Origin of the sequence: Blautia pseudococcoides (assembly GCF_001689125.2) — a bacterium.
GTDB lineage: Bacteria > Bacillota > Clostridia > Lachnospirales > Lachnospiraceae > Blautia > Blautia pseudococcoides.
On record NZ_CP015405.2, the window covers coordinates 1,535,424 to 1,552,495 of the forward strand.

Genomic DNA, 17,072 nt, shown 5'->3' on the forward strand with positions numbered 1-17,072 from the left:
TGTATAACTAATGAATCCGAAATATCTTTGTGTCAGCTTATACTTCAATTCAGAATAATTTCGTCCAGCTATTACCAATGAAGGCTCATTTTCCCCATCTTAAAAAACTCCCTGATTTTCAGATATACGCAAGTCCATTACCTTTGTCCATAGTTCTAAATCTATCAGATATGTACTCCTTTTCATGATGTCACCATAAATTCTGTATGAGGAGTTATCTGCCTCCTGTATTATTTCATCCAGTTCCTCAATAAGTTCTGCTAACAATATCTATTGATACACAAAAAACTTTCCCTAACATTTATTTTCTAAACAAGGAAAAAGTATCACTAACCGGAACTGCTTTTCATCTTCTTGAACAATAGATTTTCCACCCATTTTCTGCATCATATTATTTATATTCTGTATTCCAATCCCAGTGCTTTCTGGCTTTTTTCCTGACCTCTGAATACTGTTTTTGACAGAAAAACCGACCATATGCTCTTCCTGAACGGAAGAAATCTCCACCGGTGCTAACGGATCGGCATACTTCACAATATTAGAAGTCACATTGTCGAAAATCCGCATCACATAATCGGTTGAAATCTGTACAACACTATCCACCCAGTCGACATGAAATACAACCTGAAAACCTTTCTGCCCAAGAAAGCTGCAGGTCTCTGAAAACAAATCGTAAAACAAAACTTCATACTGCTCCGGTTTTTCCAGCTCTATCTCGCCCTCTCCTGCAATCAAGGAATATTCAAAAAGATGGTCTGTCAACTGCTTCATGCGATGAGCTTTCAGGTCAATCTTATCCAGATATTCTTGAAACTGTACCTCACTCTTATACTTCCCCTTCTTCAAGATTTCCGTATAAAGCATGATAGAGGTTACTGGAGTCCGCAGGTCATGGGACATCTCTGTGACAACCCGCTGGTTTTCCCGTACCATCTCGGCTTCCTGCTGTATCAGGCTGACAAAAGAAAGCCGCATGTTGTCCAGCCCTTCTGCCAGTTCAGATAATTCATCCTTTCCCTTTACCGTAATCTTATAATCTAAACTACCGCCCTCTAAAATTCCAATCTCATCGCTTAGTTTTCGAATATAATCCATTTTCCGACGAATGCCCATAAGGACAAACAGAAGAAACAGGACAAAAGAAAGTATTATCTCACCTAGCATAACATAATTATAAAACTGATAGATATATGCGCCTGTTATGATGACTTCCGCCGTACCATCTGAAAATTCTACCATATAGGAGCTCTCCCATGCATAGTTTTCAGCTGCAATCTCTTCTTCCCATATTTCCTGCCCCTGATATTCTGAATTGAATACCAGTATTTCATCTTTATACACTCGTATGAATAATAACTGCTGCTTTTTTACCCACGCATTCAACTTACTGGTATCTCTGGTTGAGAGTTCTTGTTGCTCAACATATTTTTGAAGTTTTACTACATATCGTTGATTCTTCTTTTCAACGTAATTTGTCCCTTCCACATAACAATCAGTCAAGTATTGCCCTGCAATATCCAAAAAACCAAACATAGCCAACGCTGCAAATGCGGATACAATCAAAAGACGCAGTAACTGTGTATAAATGGAATTTCTTCTACTCGTTTCCCGCGCCAAACTTATACCCCTTTCCCCATATGGTTTTGATGTACTTCGGATCTTTCGGATTTTTCTCTATTTTTACCCGGAGTTTCCGGATATGCACCATGACTGTACTGTTACAGGAATAAAAATAGGGTTCTTCCCACACACTTTCATAGAGGTTCTGTGCAGAAAATATCTTTCTCGGATGCTGCATCATTAACAAAAGTATGTGGTATTCAATATCAGACATTTCTTTTTCCATACCATCGACATACACCTCGTTAAAACTTTCATGTATTTTAATACCGCCATTTTCCAAGTATGACTCTTCTTTACCCGCTTCCGGCATATTTCTTCCCATATAGATGTTGTACCGACGCAGCAATGCTTTTACCCTTCCCAGAAGTTCCGCATATGAAAAAGGCTTCGGCAGATAATCATCGCCCCCCGCCATCAATCCTATTAATTTATCTGACTCCTGTGCTTTTGCAGTAAGAAAAAGTACAGGAACATTAGAAACCTTCCTGATTTCTTCACAGGTCCGCAGTCCTGACAACCCAGGCATCATTACATCAAGAATAACCAAATCCGTATTTTCATCTAAAAGTTCCAGCCCCTGTCTGCCATTCTCCGCTTCTACAACGTTGTAATTTTCGCTTTCTAATAAAATACGGACACCTTCCCGAATATCCGCATCATCTTCCACTAGCAATACACGTTCTTTACTCATATACTATACTTCCCCTTTCTTTTTAAGTGTTGCCTATCTGTTCTCCCAGAAGAACTTCCGTTTCCTCATCGCGCTGGGAACGTTCCTGTATTTCATTTTTTATTTTTATGCGGTTTTTTTCTAAAAGTATAATGATGGTTGAACCGCCAAACTCAAAATACCCTTTTTCCTGTCCCTGCAGCACTTTAGGGCTACAGGGATAATTTTGAATCCTTCCTACTAAAAGTGCTCCGATTTCCATCTGGACTATATGTCCTAAAAAGTCAGATTCTATTTTCATGTATTCTCGGCAGTTTTCTATAAAAACCGGTAGCGAAGTGTATGCCACTGGGCGTACACAATGTAGTTTCCCTTCTACTTTCCGGTATTCTCGCTGAATACCTTCACAGACATAGCAATACCTATGGTAATTCTTTGGCGTTAACCGAAAAATCAAACACCAACCTTCGGAAAAATGTTTCGCCAGTTCTCTGTTCTCCAATAGTTGTTCTAAATGATACTCAATGTGCTTGATTCGATAAGTGCTGTTTTTGTCAATTGGATATACGGTCAGATACCCATCACAGGGACTTATTAGATGCCCCGGTGTGATATCAATCCGTGTTGCACGCCGTCTTCTTGTAAAAAAATCATTAAATGAAGTATACTTCTCCTCTTCATACTCTTTTAGATTAATACCATTCTTCCTTACAAAGAGCGGTACAAGTCCTTTGGAAAATTTGGAATTAAGTATTATCCCTATTATTCTTGATATCTGCGGCTTTACAAGTATTTTCAAAATACACCGTCCGGGGATGGTATGATATAAAAATCGGATAAACAGTGTATCTTTCTTCATACTTCTAATCCCAAGCCCAATAACAGGATAACAAATTCTACCACTCCCGTAAATATAATACCAATTTTTCCTGCCAGATACGGTTTCTTTATTTTAAAAGGCAGTACAAATGCCACAGCCATCATGACAAGAGCTGTCTGCAAAGTTCCTCCATAAGCCAATTTATTTTCTATCATATAGCAGACAGGCACAACCAATGCTACTGCAGTAACCGGGAGTCCCAGATACCACGCCCGTCTTCCGCTTTCCTTTTCCTGCCTTTCTACTTCCATAACATTAAAATATGCCAAACGAATCAGCGCACATAACACATACAAAGCCGCTGTCAAAAAAGAAAGATATGTTTTGCCACTGATACTGTATAAAAGCAAAGCTGGGAGAATGCCGAAGCATATTAGATCGCTTAAAGAATCAATCTGAATCCCAAACTGTTTTTCCCTTGCATCCCTTTGTTTTGTCGCCGCAACTGTTCCATCAAACATATCACAGATTCCGGAAATCATCAGGCAGATAACTGCCTGCCGGTATTTGCCTTCAGTCACAAGCACAATTCCTGTAAACCCCATAAGCATGCCCAAATAAGTCAGAACGACCGTATAGTTATAGTATCCACATAGTTTTTTTCTTTCTTCCATCTCTCTTCTCAATCTTTCCCTGCGTTTTGCAATGACAGCTCCCTTTCGCGAAATGGAGTGCCCATACTTATCCGCAGAATTCTCCTTTTATTATATTAGTCCTATCTACCAAGTGAATTAGAAAATATCAAGCTATATACAAAAATACACCAGGGTTTTCCCAAAACAATAATTGTTACAAATTTGCGGACACTCATATTTGTAACTCCGGTAAAATAGCAAAAATAATCATCCGGAAACAGTGGCAGCACCATACCAAGAAACAGAATCCCGGTATAGGACTTACTTTTAGCTGCCCAATCCGCCCACTTTTCATACCTCTTTCCCGGAAACATTCTGCTGACCAATCCTTGCCCATACCTTCTCGCCAGTAAAAATGCGATAATGGATCCTACCGAAATTCCAATATAATTGCACCAAAAGCCACCCATGCATCCAAACATGACAGCTCCGACAACGCATCCTAAGAATCCTGGCAGTATCGGCAGCACTACCTGCGCTGCCTGAATGGCTGTCAGAATGACCGGGGCCATCAGACCAAATCCCGCGATGTACTTTTGCAGAGTATCAACAGAGTCGAACTTTCCATCCAAATATGCTTTAAACAGCAACACGCAAAAGGCCAGACATACAAGCAGAAATATCGCTGTTATCCACTTTTTCCAGTTTTCTGTTTGTTTTATTCTTATCATCTCTCATCACCATCAACGATTTTTCTAATTTCCTCGTATAATCTTCTGCTTCTTTCATCCATGCAGTGTAGTCACTTTCCCCCCTATGGTCAGGGAGTACATACTTCTTGGTCAAAAATCCCCCCAGATATTGTGTAACCTTCCTGGCACCCGACAGATTCAGATGATCACCTTTATCCAAACTGTCAGTATTCCAATCAATCCCAACTTCTTTCAGTTTCATATTCATATCCAGGTATTCCAGATTGTGCTCCTTTGCATATGCATCAATGCTATTGTGCCTTCGATAATTATAATTTAATGGAGATGGCGTTCCTAAAAGAAGCAACTTAGCTCCATTTTGCTTGCAAAGATTTATGATATCCCCCATATAATTTTTTACCATAGACGGCATTTCCTCTTTCTGCTCGGTTTCCAGCATATAATCTCCCTTTTCATATGGCTGTACACCACACCTTAACGCAAATCCTTTGAAATTTTCTTCTGGATACTCTTTATCCATTACAAAAGATTTCCAAATATCATGCCCACGGAAAATCGGGATATAGTTGTTTGCCCATTCTTCCAGTGTTTCTTTTAGATTAATCAAATCCTGTCCCCCTCTTCCCCTGAACATAGTGTTTGTTTCCAATATAACCAATTTGGGTGACTGTGCAGTAAATACATTTTCAAGCATATGAAATGTTTCCTGTATCTTTTGTCCTGATTGGCCGCAAACATAAGCAGTAATCCCATGATTCTTCCATAAATCCATTGGCGAGACTGATGAATAACTCAGACTATCACCCACAACGATCACATCTATGCTGTTTTCCGGCTCCCTTAAAATCCGAAAGGTACTTTTATTCCTGCTCTGAACCAGATTATCATTTTCTATACAAGCCAGCTCTATTTTTTCTGATACTCCTACTAAAATTACAATCAGAACCGAAAAAAATACAATTAGTGTTCCTGCTCTGTTTCGTATACTTTTAAAATCCCGCATAAATCATGTCCACCTGCTGATAACCGCTTCCGTAGGCTCCAAAGATTACCACCGCCAGAATGAGTCCATAATAGACCGCCCATCTGAACGGAAGACACAATTTCCCGATTCCTTCTTCACCCAGCAGACCCCTTTCTTTTATCATTCCGACCACGGCCACCACCATACACCCAGCTATAATGGCATAATAGTCTGCCTGGTCCAATCCAAAGGTAAGCAGCGTCCCATCCCATAATTTCTGCAACTCGAAATTCCGAAACATACTTCTAAACATCCGAAATCCGGCAGCCAGACCATTTGCCCGGAAAAACAGTTCTCCAACAAATATAATAAGCCAAGTTTTTAAAACCTGTGGAACCCTATAATAAAACGCATGCTCATTCAAATGGGCATACTTTATGATTCTATCTCTGATTGGCTCAAGAGCGACTCCGGTCAGAAGAATCACAAAATAATACATCCCATAGAAAATATAACTCCACCTTGGGCCATGCCACAGACCGTTAAACAGCCACACTGGAAATAGGCAAAACGCAGAGACACCAAGCTTTGTGATGTACTTTCCCAAATGTTTTTTCCCGAATTTATTCCATTTTTTTACTGCTGCAGATACCGATACCGGATAAAAAATATAGGTTTTAAACCATACGCCCAGCGTGATATGCCACCGTCTCCAGAATTCTGCTGCATTTTTTGAGGCAAAGGGCTGACAGAAATTTTCAGGCAAAGTCACACCGAACATTCTGCCACTCCCTATGATGATATCCATACACCCCGAAAATTCCATATAGAGCTGGATGGTATAGGCCACAGCCGCAACTGCAATTATCACTCCATGATAATTCTCATAATGCTCAAAAACAGCCTGTACCAACACATAGAGACGGTCTGCAATGACCATTTTTTTGAATAATCCCCACAGAATCCTGACACAGCCTTTAGATATATTTTCTCCTCTTAGGGAAGTCCCTGCCCAAAGTGTATCTGTGGTCTGGGAATACAGACTGATCGGTCCTTCCATAATCTGTGGAAAAAATCCAAGGAACAATGCCACCTTTCCCGGATGCTGTTGTCCGTCGATTTTTTCCCAATAGACATCTATTATATAGCCAATAGCCTGTAAGGTGTAAAAGGAGATTCCAATGGGAAGCACCAGTATTTTAGCATCTAATAAAAGTTGGCTCCCTATTCCCTGCAACAGAATATTCGCATTCTGTATGAAAAAATTATAGTATTTTAGATATGCAAGTGCAGATATCAGTATAAAAATTCCACCAGCCAGTATTTGTTTCTCTTTTTTCTTATATCGTTTCTTAATGGCATTGCTTTCTTCTCTGTGCAATCCTGATGTATTCATCTTACACTGAAGTTTTACTGAAGAGATCCACACGCCTATGTAATGGGTTACCAGTGTCGTCCCCACTAGATACAAAACCAATTTGCCGCTGACCGTCCAGAAAAACGTATAGCCACATAACACTAATGTCATCCATCGGAACTTTTTCGGCGTCAACTGATAGGCAAGAAGTGCTGCCGGCAAAAACAGGAATAAATATATGGACGTATGATAAGCCATATCAGTTCTCCTTTAACCTCTGCACCATTTTCCATATAGCATCCACAGAGTTCAGATTCTCAGGAACAATTTCCACCGCCTCTATTTCAATAGCAAATACTTCTTCAAGCTCCGAGATAAGAGTAATTACTCCGAAAGAATCCAACAGCCTGTCGTCAATCAATGAATTTTCCTTCTTCCAATCAATACTTTCATCAATTTCCATTAAAATATTCATCAATGCTTCCATCGTCTATCTCATCCTCCATATTCCATTTATATGTCTCCAGTTTTTTCCTTGCCAGCTTCCATCCCATTTCTTTACTGTAAAACGCAGCCTGTGGTAATTCATGACTTAAGAACATCGCCATTCCCTCCGTTATGGCATAAGCTCCCACACGTTCAAAAATCAGTACATTTCCAACCCTCAAATTTTTAATTGCCACATTCTGCACCAATATATCATTAACCGTACAGAGAGATCCACAGACGGTATATGTTTTTTCTATACCAAACTCGTGCTCTGGGCTTACCTGAAGCTTCGGACAATACATACCTCTAATCTGTCCATCATAATGAATTTGATGAATCCCACCATCTACGATGCAGTAATTCCTGTCGTTGTTCAGCTTAATATCCTTTACGCTAGTCAGATAGTACCCACATCTTGCTGAAAGTGCACGTCCCATCTCCAGCATAACACTTCCTTTCCATTGCATTGCCGGAATTTGTTCGGCAATCATATGGATGTTTTCCTCCATCATATCCTGCTGTCCATCAAAATACGAAACAGGAATTCCAGGGCCATACTCCAATTCTTCTATTTGAAATCCGGATGTTTTTTCCAATTCCCTTAAAAAATTATCCAGATATGCTAACTCCTTTTTTATCTTTTCCATTGATTTTTTCTGTGTTCCGGAAAAGTAATGGATTCCCTGAATTTTCAAAAATGGACACATCTCCCTCATAGATACTATATTTTGAATAATTTCTGCATCCATGCCAAACTGATTTCCGCTGCTCAGTCTGAGATATACATGAATTACTTCATTATTAGCATCGCACCACTCTGCAAAGGCATGGAACTGATTCAGGGATTCAATGGTATAGGTACATGCTCCCCTGTAATATCTCAGAATTGAATAAATATCCTCTTTTTCCTTCAACACACCTGATATCAGTATTTTTTCAGGCTCGATTTCAAGTTTCCTACAAATTTCAAATTCTCCCATTGAGCAGACTTCGATCCGGTCTATGAGGGCTGCCATCTGCCTTGTCAAAAATGGATTGGCTTTCATAGCAAAACAAAGCCCTGCCTTCCCTGCCAGTTCATTCCGAATGAGCAATACCGTGTCTCTCATTTCGTCCATATTGAATACATAGAGAGGTGTACCATATCTCACAATTCCATATTCCAAATATTCCATTTCCATTTCATCACCCCAACTTCTGCCGGAAATACTCCCTGTCTATTTTTCCATTTTTGTTTAATGGCATCAAATCTGTTTTTATCAACTTATGAGGAATCATATAGGCCGGGAGTTTTTCCTTCATCTGTTTCAAAATCTGTTCCTTACTTACATCCCCCATATAAAATGCCACCAGTCTGTTTGTTCTCTGATCCATCAGGCATAAGCCTCTCTCCAGACCGTCAGTCTGATCCATTGCATGCTCGATTTCTTCTAGTTCAATTCGATGTCCCATGTGTTTAATCTGAAAATCTTTCCGTCCAGAGAAGTAAAGTTCACCATCTTTTCCGTAGAATCCCAAATCGCCGGTTTTATAACAACGCACACCTCCATCACCACCTCGCACATAAAATATAAATTTCTCTTTTGTTTCCTTGGGGTTGTGATAATATCCATCCGACAGCGACTCTCCTGAAACACAAATTTCCCCAACCATTCCTGGAGATACAATTTCTTTTTCATTTTCGTCTAAAAGGAACACATCTCTGCCCGGAAATGCTTTTCCAATCGGAATTTTTTCTCCGTCCTGAAGCATTTCTTTTACCCGATAATACGTGCAGTTGCAGGTGATTTCCGTAGGTCCGTATAAATTAACAAATTCTGCACTTGGTAATGCTGCCTGCCATATTCTGAGCTGCTTTACTGGCATGATTTCTCCGCTGAAAAGAATCTTTTTTACCGTCAAAGGTACTTGATAGGCAAGTCCTTTTAATGCTGACACCAGACTGAGGGCGGACACTGCCCATATAAGTGCGGTTACTTTCTTTTCACAAATATAATTAAGCAGTAGAGGTGGCGCAGAAAACATTTCTTTTGGAATAATAACAAGCTCTGCCCCAGTAAACATACTGGTATAAATATCTTTCACTGACACATCAAAATCAAAAGGTGCCTGATTTCCAATCCTGTCATGAACTGTGAATCCGAATGTATCCACGAAATGTGTGATAAAGTCCATCACTGCCCGGTGGCTGACTACGATTCCTTTCGGTTTTCCGGTTGAACCGGAAGTAAAGATTCCATACAGGATATCTGTATCCCGACAGCCCCTTCGGATCTTCTGAAGAACTTGCCAATCTGTCTGTTCATTCATGGCATCCTTTACCAGATATGTATTCCTCTTGTAATCTATCTGTACTAAAAGTTCCCTTGTTCTGTCATTTGTCACAATAAGCTCCGGCTCCAGCACATTCAAAATCTCCTGTATTCTTTGCGCTGGCTGCGAAGGCTCAACTACAACATAGAAACATCCGGCATATACCGCCCCAAACATAGCTGCCAGCGTGACCGAACTTTTTTCTGCCAATATGACAATTGGCTGCCCTGGCTCTGTTTTTCCTGCAAATGCTGTCCCCATCTGTCTGGATAACTCTGCTAATTCTTTCCAGGTAAATACAAAGATTCCATCGTCCAACGCTGTGCGACAGGGGTATTGCTGTTCTGTCTTTTCCAAAAACTCCAGTATATTCTTCATATTGTATTCCTTTCAAGAAAAATGGGCCACATGTTCCCATGTGGTCCATTCTGCTTAATTATTCTTCTTTGTCTTTTGTTGTCGAACCACTTTTATTGGATTTCTGCACTGTGCTGTTTTTCTTTGTTGAATTCTTTTTAGTTGAATTCTTTTGGGTTGATTTCTTTGTGTCAGACTTTTTGTCTGCTCCATCCTGCGCCTTTGTATCATCTGTCTTATTCTGATCCGCTCCGGTCTTACTCTGTGGTTCTTCAATATCTACATCATCCTTTTTCTCTGTCTGGGAAGATGGTTTCTTATTTGTCTTTTTATTTGTAGACTGCTCAGTTTGTGTTTTCGACGCTTTTGTATCTGATTTCTTATCCTTTCCACCACAGGCTACCAGCCCTAGTGCCATTACGCCAATCATGCAGAACACAAGTCCTTTCTTTAAAAATCCTTTCCATTTCTTATTGCGAATATTATTCATGGTTAAACTCCTTTCTAAATAGTGGCATATATCTTACATGCCATCATGGTTTCCCTTATTGGGATTCTACTATGTACTACCTTTTTCTGTTGGTAATTTCTCTGCCAGACAAACGTATCCACTGGCTTTCTCCTTTTATCTCCTTTCCACAATTATCAAAAGCTGTTCCTTTTGATAAGTTTATTATGGCAGTAACATCTTAACCGTTTCTAAATGAATTCTAAACAAATCTAAACTCTCATTCTTTTGATTTAGAAATATAATCTCTTTTGTAAACTCTTCTAATATCTTTTAGTATCTGACCGATTCCAGAACTTCCTTTTTTCTTAGTCGATCTGCCATTCGCCCTGTCATCAGTTTCTAATTCAAAAGTTATACTTTTTTGAATTACAGAAAAATTTTGGCTACTCAATTCATTTATCTCTGTATTTTGAGTAAGTTTGTTTTGAATATTGACTACAAAATTTGTTATAACCAACACTGTCAATATCATAAATTTTATTCTTTTACTAATTCTCAATCACCTCCTGCTTCAAAGATGTACCTATTATCGCAAGTAATGCTGAATAGATTCTGAAGGAAGTCTTAATAAATCTAATCTGCAATCCGGAAAATATTATGAATATCAGAACATGACGATAATAGTTGATGAAAACAAATATTACTATTTCTGCCATAACAGGAAGAAGTTGAGGTATTTCCAAGTAAAAAATAGAAGAATATTCAAGAAATAAAAATAGAAATGAACATACCACCGTTTTCCTTAACAAAACGATTAAAATTTGACTCAAAAAATTTAAAAGGAAGGCAATAGAGAGTTGAGAAACAATACATCCTCTTTCTTTCAATTAGCCTTCCTTAGCTTTTTATTATATTTGAACTACTTAAAACATTTAATTATTTTTATCCCCCATAATCTTTTCAAACCGAAACATACACCAATCATCTTCTCCCTTCTTCTCTTCATGGGAATCCAAATGATGTGGATTTAAAAACTCAACAATTTTGAAGCCACACTTATTCACGTAAAAATGAATATTTCTTTTTTCAAAATATGGCGTAACTGTTTCCCAGACTTTCGTATCTGGATACATTTGTTCTATTTTTCTCCATGCAGCCAGACCTAATCCCTTATTGTGATATGTCCTATTGATAAATAATAACTCCAGCGAATTGTGCTGTGTCTTTGCATTTATAACAATCACCACACCTCCCGTAATCTTTCCATTGGAGATAATGTGATAAGTCTCTGCTCCCTTGGTATCCATCGCATCTGTAATGTCCACCCTTGGAATAATTTCTTCCTCCTGTTCTCCGAATGCTTCTACAACTGCAGTTGCAAATGCTTTCTGTAAGTCTTTAATAAACCATTCCCGTTCATTTTCTTTGATTGCAATCAACTCTATATTGCGCTCCATAATCGTATTACTCCTTTTCAAAGTTAATGTTGCCAATATAAATCATACAATATATTTAAATCCTTAACTACTTCTTAACAATTCTTAACAGTCATTTTTTTAATAAGTTATTTCATATCCCATAATGGAACTATAGCCTATAGGATAACTGTTTTCCTTCACTTCATCTCCTGGATTTCCTTCTATTGTATACACAATCCCATTTTCACACCATTCCACAATCCCTACATGATCGCTCTTCCCATCTCTGTTTCCATTCTCATCTGGCCAGTCAAAAAAGATAAATGTTCCAGCTGCAGGTGTATAATCTTTCCCTTTCCACTTGTTCTTTTCTCGAAACCACATGCAATCTCGTTATCACACAGTGAAAACTTGGATACTGCACCAGAATCTATCAAACCGCATTGGTCTGCATACCAGCTGAGAAAGCAAGCACACCCATGCTTCCCTCTTTGTAAATCCATACCAGGACCATAACTTTTGTCCTCCTTTATTTCCGATCTGTGTCTTCGCTATGGTTACGATCTGTTCATTTCCAAATAAACCGGCAAAGATATTTCCATTAGAATAATACCGCCGCACATGGGGCACATACTCTGGATTGCCATATCCTAACCATCCATGAGACACTGCCTGCTCCTGGCTGAACCGCAGGGCATTTTCCAATGTATATCCTCCATAATTGCGTATGAATATTCACGCATGGTACATTTCAGAAGTTTCTTATGATATACACCATTAGTTAGTACATTTATCCCACTAATCGCCCAAATTATTACAAGTTATTTTCCTATTGAGCCGTATCCCAAAATAGAATTAGAATTGACATCATAACTATTCCGTTTCACTTTGTTACCGCTATTTCCTTCAATCGTATACACCATTCCAGCCTCACACCTCTCCACAATTCCTACATGGTCACTGATTTCGTCCTGCGCCCCGTTTTTTGGCCAGTCAAAAAAGATAATCGTTCCCGGCGTAGGCATATATCCCCTATCCTGCCATTTTCCCTGTGATTTAAACCATTCTACCCCTGTCGGACAGTAAGAAAATTTCAGCACGGACCCGGATGATATCAGTCCGCTTTGCTCGGCGCACCACGATACAAAGCAGGCGCACCATTCCACTCTCCCCTGAAAACCATACCATGACCAGAACTTCTGGCCGCCCTCATTTCCAAGCTGTGCCTTTGCTATCGAAACGATCTGGTCATTCCCGAAAAATCCTGCAAACAGATTTTCCCCGGAATAGTACCGCAGCACATGGGGGACATACTCCGGATCCCCATACCTCGCCCATCCGTGGGACGCTGCCTGCTCCTGCGAAAACTGCAGGGCATTAGCTCCACTATACCCGCCGTGATTGCGGATGGCCCAGGTTATGTATCCGTTTCCAAATAGTGATAGGTAATTCTTTGATATTATCTCCGAATTTTCCCCCACTCTACACCGTACATGAGACTTTCACCTCATACGGCGTGCCATCTACTCCAATGTATCTATTTTTCTGATTGATTAGCCAGTTCATGTAATTCTATACATAACTTCCTTTTTTGTTCTGATAACTGATACTTCTCCATTAGATTGTCAAGTTCTTTTCTATCCCTTTTATGAATTGCTTTATGAAATGGTAGTATCATAATAATAAGATTGTTATATTTGTCTGTTCCACCATATTTCAAGGGAACTTTATGATGACACTCCCAATCCCTCAACGTTAATTCTTCGCCACTGATTGCACATTTTCCATATTGAGAAATAAATTTTGAGATACGATTATCGTTATATTCAATAGAACGATAATCACAATAATATCTCTGTATGTGTATAAGAACTTCCCTGCTCACCGCTTTTAGATTATTGTGTATCAAGGCTCTTCCTTCTTTTGTATATGGACAGATATTTTGATTGAATTGTATCGCATACCTGTGTTTCCATGTGTATATAGGAATGATAATCATATCGTGAGCTTTATACCATTTTGGATTATACCTGCCATAACGTTTTAAAAGTGTTATGGATAAATCTGCTTTACTCGCTGGTCTCCAATCTCTTCTCAGCCTGTTGTATAAAGATTTTGTAAGGTGTTGACTCATATGGGCTAAATCTCTGTTTACGTGCGTGGCTACTTCATAGTAATTATGGATTCCCATTACTACCGTATTATATTTCCACACTGCGTCACGTGATTGTTCCTTTGCAATCCTTTTAATAGATTGTTTTAGTTTATCATGTGCATGTCTGATTGCCTTGTCACTCATGTGACTATAAGCCACATAACCATTTCTTTTTGGTCTTACATACATAGTAAAACCCAGAAATTCACTTCGCTGTTTTCTAAGATTGACTATTTTTGATTTTTCGGGACTGATTTCCAATTTCAATCTTCTTTCAATAAAATCTTGCGTAGCATGATACAATCTCAATGCACTCGGATAATCTCGACAGAAGATTTTAAAATCATCGGCATAACGAACCATATAGCAATGTTTTAGATTCTTCCTTTGTCTCATCAAGGCTCTTCTTGCACCCTTATGTGTTGTATATTCTCTTATAGTTTTGATTGTTTCCCACTGATTGCTAATCCACCAGTCAAGTTCATTCAACACAATATTTGCCAATAACGGACTTAATATACCGCCTTGCGGTGTTCCTTTTATCGGCTTACCCTCTCCGATAATTTCTGCTTTTAATAAAGTGGAAATTATGGAAAGCAGTTTCTTTTCTCGTATTCCCATTGTCCACATTTGTTTTAGCAATTTTCCATGATTTACATTATCAAAAAATCCTTTAATGTCCATATCAACACAATAATGGTATCCGTTCCCTTTATTATTCATAAAATGATTTGCTCTTGCTATTGCATGATGAGCACTTCTGTTTGGTCGGAATCCGTAACTGTGTGGATGAAATTTTGCTTCACATATAGGTTCTAAAATCTGAAGAATACATTGTTGGAATAACCTGTCCCATATAGCGGGAATGCCTAACGGTCGTTTCCGTCCATCAGGTTTAGGGATATACACTCTTCGGACTTTTTCAGGTTCATACCATTTGAACATTTCCCGTATTTTTGTTACAACTTCCTCAACTGTCAAATCTTCGATGTCAGCTATTGTTTTTCCATCAACACCAGCAGTATGACTGCCCATGTTCTTCTTTATATTCCGATAGGCTAATCGGATATTTTCTTCACTTTCCATAAGCTTTGTCAGCTTATAAAAGTTATTTCCATTCTTGCTTTGCATATATAATTGGTCTAATTTAGACTGCATATCATAATACTCAGCGTACCTTAGTTTGTTTGTCTTTTTAATAAGTTGGCTCCTCCTTAATTGAGGTTTGCCCTTTTTAGTCTCACCAGAACCTTATTCTAACAACTTACTAAGAAGAATGAATGATACATCTTTCATAGACTAGTGACCGTCCCTCCACGTTTGTTAGACGCTTCATCAGTACCATGTCACCGCTTTCACTGCCATAAATAAAGTTATACTTCTGCTATTTTCACAAAAGATTTCCTTTCAACCACTTCATAGAAGATATTTTCTCCATGTTGGCAGCTTCCAACGTTCCATTACTTTTATCTTTACATATACTTTTAGGATTCTCCTTTGAGCCTGTCAGCTTGTTACTGCCTTTAACAATAAACGGATTTTCATAACAACTAATCTTACTCGTCCGCACTGACACCACGCACGTGGCATACACATTTCTGTGCATTAGGGTTATAGACCCGTACATTCGGAGATTCGTCAGGTTCGTCTCGCCAATAGTTTTGCGAACCCATTCTATCCATGAGTATTTTATAGACTCCCGGTCTATGGGTGACACCGCCCACCTCTGAGCAGATTTCGTAGCATTTGATAATGCTTTACGGTCACTTTCAACCGACTTCACCGAGCTTCATACGGTTCATGTTAATATCAACTTTTCCCGCATGTCGGAGTATTAGAGGAAACCCTTTGTGGCGTTACCCACTCATTTGATTTCTCAAAGTAATAGTTCTAAACAGCACTTGCTGTCTGCCTAGCCTTTTCAGCTAGGAACGTTTCACACAATTATAGCCCTGTAAACTGAGCTTTAACTTGTCCATGTCATAAGGGCTGCCGCATCCTGCCTCCTCCACACAGGATGCATAATACTGGATTCCCACCTCTATGGAATACTCCGGTTCCTGAATCGCATTGGGGCTGTTGGGATATCTGGTATTATAGGGACACTCGGAGGACTGCATAGGGTCCGTCCCCCTGCCGCCGGATTCCTGCATCATGATCGCCTGTATGACGGGCACATATTCCGGGATCCCGTATTGGCTGGCGTATTTTTGTATCGTGGATGTGTATGCCAGCACCTCTGCGCTCAGCGGCTCTGCACTGGAGGTACCTCCGGAAAAAGCAGCACCGCCGATGATGCCTGCTATCAGTATTAGGAACAGGACGATCCCGCCGCCGGCCGCTCCTAAAGCCATAAAGACGGATCTTACTGCTGATGCGGCTGCTTTTATGCCGGCCGCCGCACCTTTAGCTGCTGTTTTTGTGCCGGATGCAGTATTCTTTGTCATCTGGATGGATGCTGCCGCGCTCTTTTTGGCTGCCTGCATTCCCCTTGCCGCCTGTTTTGACTGGTGGTATCCCGCCTTTATGCCTGACGGGGGTTTTCCCATCACAGGGGATCTGATGGTGCGGGGGGCTTTCTTGACCACATATTTTTGCTCTACAGACGGAAGGAGGTTGTCCTGCGGCTTTACCTTGATCTTCCCCTGCTTCACGGCTTGCTCTGCAGATGTTTTTACCGTTTCCTTTTGTCTGCTGCCTGTCTGTGCTGCAGCGTTTCTTCCCATAGAAGCGCTGTCTCCGGAAGTTTTCATAGAATCACGGACAGCGCCTGACGCTGCCTCTGCTGTCTCTTCCGCCTCCTGTGTATGCCCGTCCCGCTTGCGCTGCCTAATCTTTTCATAGGACTTTTTCACAGCCTTATGCCCTGCGGCCCTGGCGGCTTCCCCTGCTTTGGAGGCTGTCCACGTTTCAGCCGACTCCAGTTTCCCACTGGCATATTCTGAGGGGGACAGCCCGCTTACGCTGCTGTCTTTCCCATCAGAAATCCGGCGGGATTTTTCCTTCATCTCCAATGCAGCAGTCCGAACCAGTTCCTTGGGCATTCTGGAAGCGGGATTTCTGGTCTTTGGCTTACTGCTGTGCTCTTTCGTCTTAATGTCTTTCAT

The 17,072-nt window shown here is 40.0% G+C and carries 15 protein-coding genes and 2 pseudogenes; all 17 read right to left on the minus strand.

All coding sequences use genetic code 11. The features are described 5' to 3' along the window. Nucleotides 1-294: 294 nt before the first annotated feature. Nucleotides 295-1,239, minus strand: coding sequence for an ATP-binding protein (locus A4V09_RS07205; protein ID WP_242964011.1), 945 nt, complete (start codon nucleotides 1,237-1,239; stop codon nucleotides 295-297). Nucleotides 1,240-1,597: 358 nt separating this feature from the next. Further along, on the minus strand, nucleotides 1,598-2,314 hold the full coding sequence (locus A4V09_RS07210) for a response regulator transcription factor (protein WP_065541754.1): 717 nt from the start codon (nucleotides 2,312-2,314) through the stop codon (nucleotides 1,598-1,600). A gap of 22 nt (nucleotides 2,315-2,336) precedes the next feature. After that, on the minus strand, nucleotides 2,337-3,092 hold the full coding sequence (locus A4V09_RS07215; protein WP_242964013.1) for a phosphatidylserine decarboxylase: 756 nt from the start codon (nucleotides 3,090-3,092) through the stop codon (nucleotides 2,337-2,339). A gap of 56 nt (nucleotides 3,093-3,148) precedes the next feature. Beyond that, the gene (locus A4V09_RS07220) at nucleotides 3,149-3,787 is read right to left on the minus strand and encodes a CDP-alcohol phosphatidyltransferase family protein (RefSeq protein WP_065541756.1); all 639 of its coding nucleotides are present in this window, start codon (nucleotides 3,785-3,787) and stop codon (nucleotides 3,149-3,151) included. A gap of 101 nt (nucleotides 3,788-3,888) precedes the next feature. After that, a complete protein-coding gene (locus tag A4V09_RS26375; protein WP_065541757.1) occupies nucleotides 3,889-4,479 on the minus strand; it encodes a TVP38/TMEM64 family protein in 591 nt (196 codons plus the stop codon). Then, nucleotides 4,388-5,464: an SGNH/GDSL hydrolase family protein gene (locus A4V09_RS07230; protein WP_065541758.1), complete on the minus strand. Its 1,077-nt coding sequence runs from the start codon at nucleotides 5,462-5,464 to the stop codon at nucleotides 4,388-4,390. The genes A4V09_RS26375 and A4V09_RS07230 overlap by 92 nt, the downstream gene beginning before the upstream one ends. Next, nucleotides 5,451-7,040 carry an MBOAT family O-acyltransferase gene (locus tag A4V09_RS07235; RefSeq protein WP_065541759.1) on the minus strand — a complete coding sequence of 530 codons (1,590 nt, stop codon included), beginning with the start codon at nucleotides 7,038-7,040 and terminating at the stop codon, nucleotides 5,451-5,453. Before A4V09_RS07235 ends, A4V09_RS07230 begins: the two co-directional genes overlap by 14 nt. 1 nt (nucleotide 7,041) lies before the next feature. Further along, the gene (locus tag A4V09_RS07240) at nucleotides 7,042-7,269 is read right to left on the minus strand and encodes an acyl carrier protein (protein ID WP_065541760.1); all 228 of its coding nucleotides are present in this window, start codon (nucleotides 7,267-7,269) and stop codon (nucleotides 7,042-7,044) included. Then, the gene (locus A4V09_RS07245) at nucleotides 7,235-8,452 is read right to left on the minus strand and encodes a diaminopimelate decarboxylase family protein (RefSeq protein ID WP_065541761.1); all 1,218 of its coding nucleotides are present in this window, start codon (nucleotides 8,450-8,452) and stop codon (nucleotides 7,235-7,237) included. Before A4V09_RS07245 ends, A4V09_RS07240 begins: the two co-directional genes overlap by 35 nt. 4 nt (nucleotides 8,453-8,456) lie before the next feature. Next, nucleotides 8,457-9,962, minus strand: a complete 1,506-nt coding sequence (locus tag A4V09_RS07250) for an amino acid adenylation domain-containing protein (protein ID WP_065541762.1) — start codon at nucleotides 9,960-9,962, stop codon at nucleotides 8,457-8,459. Between the two features lie 58 nt (nucleotides 9,963-10,020). Then, the gene (locus A4V09_RS07255; RefSeq protein WP_065541763.1) at nucleotides 10,021-10,431 is read right to left on the minus strand and encodes a hypothetical protein; all 411 of its coding nucleotides are present in this window, start codon (nucleotides 10,429-10,431) and stop codon (nucleotides 10,021-10,023) included. 238 nt (nucleotides 10,432-10,669) lie between these two features. After that, a complete protein-coding gene (locus A4V09_RS07260) occupies nucleotides 10,670-10,951 on the minus strand; it encodes a hypothetical protein (RefSeq protein ID WP_157123468.1) in 282 nt (93 codons plus the stop codon). Nucleotides 10,952-11,324: 373 nt separating this feature from the next. After that, nucleotides 11,325-11,849 (minus strand): GNAT family N-acetyltransferase, encoded by a 525-nt coding sequence (locus A4V09_RS07270; protein WP_065541766.1) that lies wholly within the window; start codon nucleotides 11,847-11,849, stop codon nucleotides 11,325-11,327. Nucleotides 11,850-11,948: 99 nt separating this feature from the next. Further along, nucleotides 11,949-12,539, minus strand: a pseudogene (locus A4V09_RS26380) (CHAP domain-containing protein); the annotation flags it as partial. 92 nt (nucleotides 12,540-12,631) lie between these two features. Beyond that, a pseudogene (locus A4V09_RS07280) lies at nucleotides 12,632-13,246 on the minus strand (CHAP domain-containing protein); the annotation flags it as partial. A gap of 101 nt (nucleotides 13,247-13,347) precedes the next feature. Continuing rightward, the gene (gene ltrA, locus A4V09_RS07285; protein ID WP_198135805.1) at nucleotides 13,348-15,165 is read right to left on the minus strand and encodes a group II intron reverse transcriptase/maturase; all 1,818 of its coding nucleotides are present in this window, start codon (nucleotides 15,163-15,165) and stop codon (nucleotides 13,348-13,350) included. Between the two features lie 725 nt (nucleotides 15,166-15,890). Continuing rightward, entirely contained in the window at nucleotides 15,891-17,072 is a 1,182-nt protein-coding gene (locus A4V09_RS07295) for a lysozyme family protein (protein ID WP_065541770.1), read from the minus strand.

Coding starts and splice junctions, on each gene's coding strand:
- A4V09_RS07205 (WP_242964011.1), bottom strand. CDS start 1,239: ATGGTAGAATTTTCAGATGGTACGGCGGAAGTCATCATAACAGGCGCA.
- A4V09_RS07210 (WP_065541754.1), bottom strand. CDS start 2,314: ATGAGTAAAGAACGTGTATTGCTAGTGGAAGATGATGCGGATATTCGG.
- A4V09_RS07220 (WP_065541756.1), bottom strand. CDS start 3,787: ATGGAAGAAAGAAAAAAACTATGTGGATACTATAACTATACGGTCGTT.
- A4V09_RS26375 (WP_065541757.1), bottom strand. CDS start 4,479: ATGATAAGAATAAAACAAACAGAAAACTGGAAAAAGTGGATAACAGCG.
- A4V09_RS07230 (WP_065541758.1), bottom strand. CDS start 5,464: ATGCGGGATTTTAAAAGTATACGAAACAGAGCAGGAACACTAATTGTA.
- A4V09_RS07235 (WP_065541759.1), bottom strand. CDS start 7,040: ATGGCTTATCATACGTCCATATATTTATTCCTGTTTTTGCCGGCAGCA.
- A4V09_RS07240 (WP_065541760.1), bottom strand. CDS start 7,269: ATGGAAGCATTGATGAATATTTTAATGGAAATTGATGAAAGTATTGAT.
- A4V09_RS07245 (WP_065541761.1), bottom strand. CDS start 8,452: ATGGAAATGGAATATTTGGAATATGGAATTGTGAGATATGGTACACCT.
- A4V09_RS07250 (WP_065541762.1), bottom strand. CDS start 9,962: ATGAAGAATATACTGGAGTTTTTGGAAAAGACAGAACAGCAATACCCC.
- A4V09_RS07255 (WP_065541763.1), bottom strand. CDS start 10,431: ATGAATAATATTCGCAATAAGAAATGGAAAGGATTTTTAAAGAAAGGA.
- A4V09_RS07270 (WP_065541766.1), bottom strand. CDS start 11,849: ATGGAGCGCAATATAGAGTTGATTGCAATCAAAGAAAATGAACGGGAA.
- A4V09_RS07295 (WP_065541770.1), bottom strand. CDS start 17,072: ATGAAAGACATTAAGACGAAAGAGCACAGCAGTAAGCCAAAGACCAGA.